This is a genomic window from Sporolactobacillus shoreae, assembly GCF_004684935.1.
Taxonomy (GTDB): Bacteria; Bacillota; Bacilli; order Bacillales; family Sporolactobacillaceae; genus Sporolactobacillus; species Sporolactobacillus shoreae.
Map to the genome: position 1 here is coordinate 1 of NZ_SRJD01000051.1, position 3,269 is coordinate 3,269.

Genomic DNA, 3,269 nt, shown 5'->3' on the forward strand with positions numbered 1-3,269 from the left:
TGTTATTGATGCCTGATTTTAGCCGAAAGTTGACGGGATTGCCTGTCCAATAAGTGCCAGCTATAATGTCCGTAGGACTTTATAGCTGGCATTTATTTTGCGAAAGGAAAAGGGTATCCCTTCACCGTGTAATGCGACTTACACGAGGGATACCCCTAAACCAACCATATGGTTATTATATCAGACTACAGCCTTGTTGATAACCAAGCAACAGGTGTTTTCTGTTAAGAGTGCGGGAAAGGTGCCTTGTCCTTGTTGCGGAGGAGAACTTAAAGTTATTGGAAGCCGGTTGAGAAAATACATAGAAGACTCGGGAAAGTGTGTGTCGTTGCGGATTCGTCGTTTGTGCTGTGTCACTTGTTCCAAGATTCATCATGAACTTCCTGATCTGCTTATTCCTTATAAACGTTATGAATCCCGTTGCTTTGAAAAAGCCATTTCCCAGCCCCACAAAAATGATGTCGCTGCAGACAATTCAACTCTCTATCGGTGGAACCGCTGGTTCCTTGAGTTCATCGATTACTGGTTGGCCTGCCTTCATTCGATCATTCTCCGCTTTCAACAAATGGATTCAGCCCCGGTGGTTCCTTCGTCCACGGAGTCACTGACCGCACTCGAAAGAATTGGACGGTTATTCGGCAATGCGCCGGGCTGGCTGGCTAGAATGGCCAGACCGATCGTTAATGTTCATCTTTGGGTACAGACCCGTTCTGCATTCTTGTCCGTCTGACTCCTGTTTAAACTTCATGATGAAGGTTAAAACGAGGAGAGATGTATGATGAGAGATTCTAGAAAGCTGGACGAGATTGCCTCTCAACGTTTCCAGCTGATCGCCCCGCTGTTATCCGGTGATCTAGATGCCGCCAGGGCGACTGAACTAAAAAAACAGATCTGTAAGCAAAGTGGACTCTCAGAAAGAACGATCCGCCGCTATCTGGGCAGCTATCGAGAGCTTGGAATCGAGGGGCTTAAGCCCAGTCGTAAGCAGGCCAGCCCGATGGAGAGCACATTGAGAAATGAATTAGTGGAGGAAGCCATCCTGCTCAGGAGAGAAGCACCTCAGCGTAGCGTCCGGCAGATCATCCAAATTCTGGAGTGGGAGGGGCGAGCCAAATCCGGCGAAATTAAGCGGTCAACACTGCAGGAAAGACTAACGGAACGCGGCTATAGTTCTCGGCAAATGCGGCTCTACCAATCAACAGCAGGAGCCGCTCGACGGTTCCAACAATCTCATCGGAATAAGCTTTGGCAGTCGGATATTAAATTCGGGCCCACACTTCCTATCGGTCAAGGTGGTGTCAACAAACAAGTCTATCTTGTTTTATTTATTGATGACGCCACCCGCTTTGTCCTTCATGGTGCTTTTTATCCCACGCTGGATCAGCGAATCGTTGAGGACGCTTTCCGCCAATCCGTTCAGAAATACGGACGTCCGGAAGCTGTCTTTTTTGATAACGGGAAGCAGTATCGAACCAAATGGATGGCTCGAACGTGTTCCAAACTGGGAACCAAACTCCTCTATGCCCGCCCGTACTCGCCTAGCTCAAAAGGCAAGGTCGAACGCCTGAACCGTGTTGTGGATGCTTTTTTAGGAGAGGTCGCCTTAGAGAAACCTAAGTCACTTGATCAACTGAATGATCTTTTCCAAGTCTGGCTCAGTGAATGTTATCTGAACAAGCCTCACTCGGCTCTGGGCGAACATATCACACCGGAGATGGCTTATCGCAGCGATAAAAAGATCTTACATTTTTTAGATGCGGAAACCATCCGTTTGGCTTTTCTTCATGCGGAAAAAAGAAAGGTTGATAAATCCGGATGTATCAGTTTTCAGAGCCAACTGTATGAAGTGGGCACTCAATTTCTCGGCACCAGCGTCGATGTCGTCTATGATCCCTCGGATCTTTCACAAATCACCATTGAAAAAGAAGGTTACACACCCTGGCCGGCTAAGAAACTTGAAATTGGCACGCATGTCGGGAAACGACCGGAATTACCCGAAAGCCTTCAGCCCAAACAAACGGATGACTCTCGACTCTTGCGTGCAGCTACGCAAAAGCATGCGGAACGACAAGACGTGCAGAAACCGGCGGTTTCTTACAGCAAAGTGATGAGAGAGGGTGAGCACCTTGTTTGAACCCTTTTATCAGATGAAGCAGACTCCCTTCTCCCGGTCCGTTCCTTCAAGTCATCTCTATAACTCCCAATCTGGGGATGAGATTCTGGGGCGCCTGATGCACGCAGCGGAACGGCAGCTCTTCGCTGTCTTAACCGGTGACTGTGGCACAGGTAAAACGACAATGGTCCGACGTTTTACGCAAGAATTGGATTCAGGACATTATAGCGTTCTCTACTTGTCCGATTCAAAGTTAACGCCGCGTCATTTCTACAAAGGACTCCTGGAGCAGCTGGGTTGTGAAGCTAAATTTTATCGGGGCGATGCGAAAAGACAGCTGCATCATGAAATCGAACTCATGCGTGGGATTCATGGCCTCCAGCCTGTCTGTGTTGTCGATGAAGCCCATCTGCTCAGCCGTGAAATGTTGGAGGAAGTTCGGTTTCTTTTAAACTTTAAAATGGATTCACAAAGTCCAATGGCCCTCATCATGGTCGGTCAAAGCGAGCTCTGGGACCGTCTGAAACTTCAAAGCTTCGCCGCGATCCGTCAGCGCATCGATCTTCAGTGCAAGATCGGCCATTACGACCGATCAGAAACCAATGCCTATATTGAGTGCCAGCTCAAGTTTGCCGGCTGCGACCGCCCTTTATTTACAGAGGACGCGATTGAGGAAATCTACCGATTCTCCGGTGGTACGGCCCGGTTGATCAATAAGGTATGCACGCATTGTCTCATATATGGTGCTCAAAATGGTCATCCGATCATTGACGATCGGATGGTCAAGCGAGTGATCGAAGGAGAACTCTCATGAACACACCTGATGAAATGTATTACAATCCGGAACGGGATCGGTGGACTGTAGACTATCAGGGGCATCCCTGTGAACTGCACTGTGGAATAGGATTTGATCTGATCGTGGGCTACTATTACCTGAACTGCACTCTGGAGTTCGGCAATTGTTGGTATGTCTTCACCGAAGGTGTTCGTTTCAACCTCAATAAAAAACAAAGATATCAGGTTATTCTATAATATCTGGTTGATTGACTGTCTTTTTTAAGACGGTCTTATTTTTTATGATCATCGGACAGTATCCTCGTCAAACTGTGGACAATAGCCGCCATCATTTTCTGGACATTAATGAATAGCAGTAACA

General features: G+C 47.7%; 4 protein-coding genes. All 4 read left to right on the forward strand.

Annotated elements, in window-relative coordinates:
- Nucleotides 1-241 precede the first annotated feature (241 nt).
- Genes E4665_RS18340 through E4665_RS17935 form a run of 4 tightly spaced genes read left to right on the forward strand, consistent with a single transcriptional unit; the run spans nucleotide 242 to nucleotide 3,145 of the window.
- Entirely contained in the window at nucleotides 242-730 is a 489-nt protein-coding gene (locus tag E4665_RS18340; protein ID WP_422067271.1) for a DUF6431 domain-containing protein, read from the forward strand.
- A 48-nt stretch (nucleotides 731-778) separates the two neighbouring features.
- Nucleotides 779-2,134 carry a DDE-type integrase/transposase/recombinase gene (locus E4665_RS17925; protein WP_135350169.1) on the forward strand — a complete coding sequence of 452 codons (1,356 nt, stop codon included), beginning with the start codon at nucleotides 779-781 and terminating at the stop codon, nucleotides 2,132-2,134.
- Nucleotides 2,127-2,927, forward strand: a complete 801-nt coding sequence (locus E4665_RS17930; protein WP_135350170.1) for an ExeA family protein — start codon at nucleotides 2,127-2,129, stop codon at nucleotides 2,925-2,927. Before E4665_RS17925 ends, E4665_RS17930 begins: the two co-directional genes overlap by 8 nt.
- Nucleotides 2,924-3,145, forward strand: a complete 222-nt coding sequence (locus E4665_RS17935; protein ID WP_135350171.1) for a DUF5348 domain-containing protein — start codon at nucleotides 2,924-2,926, stop codon at nucleotides 3,143-3,145. Before E4665_RS17930 ends, E4665_RS17935 begins: the two co-directional genes overlap by 4 nt.
- Nucleotides 3,146-3,269 lie beyond the last annotated feature (124 nt).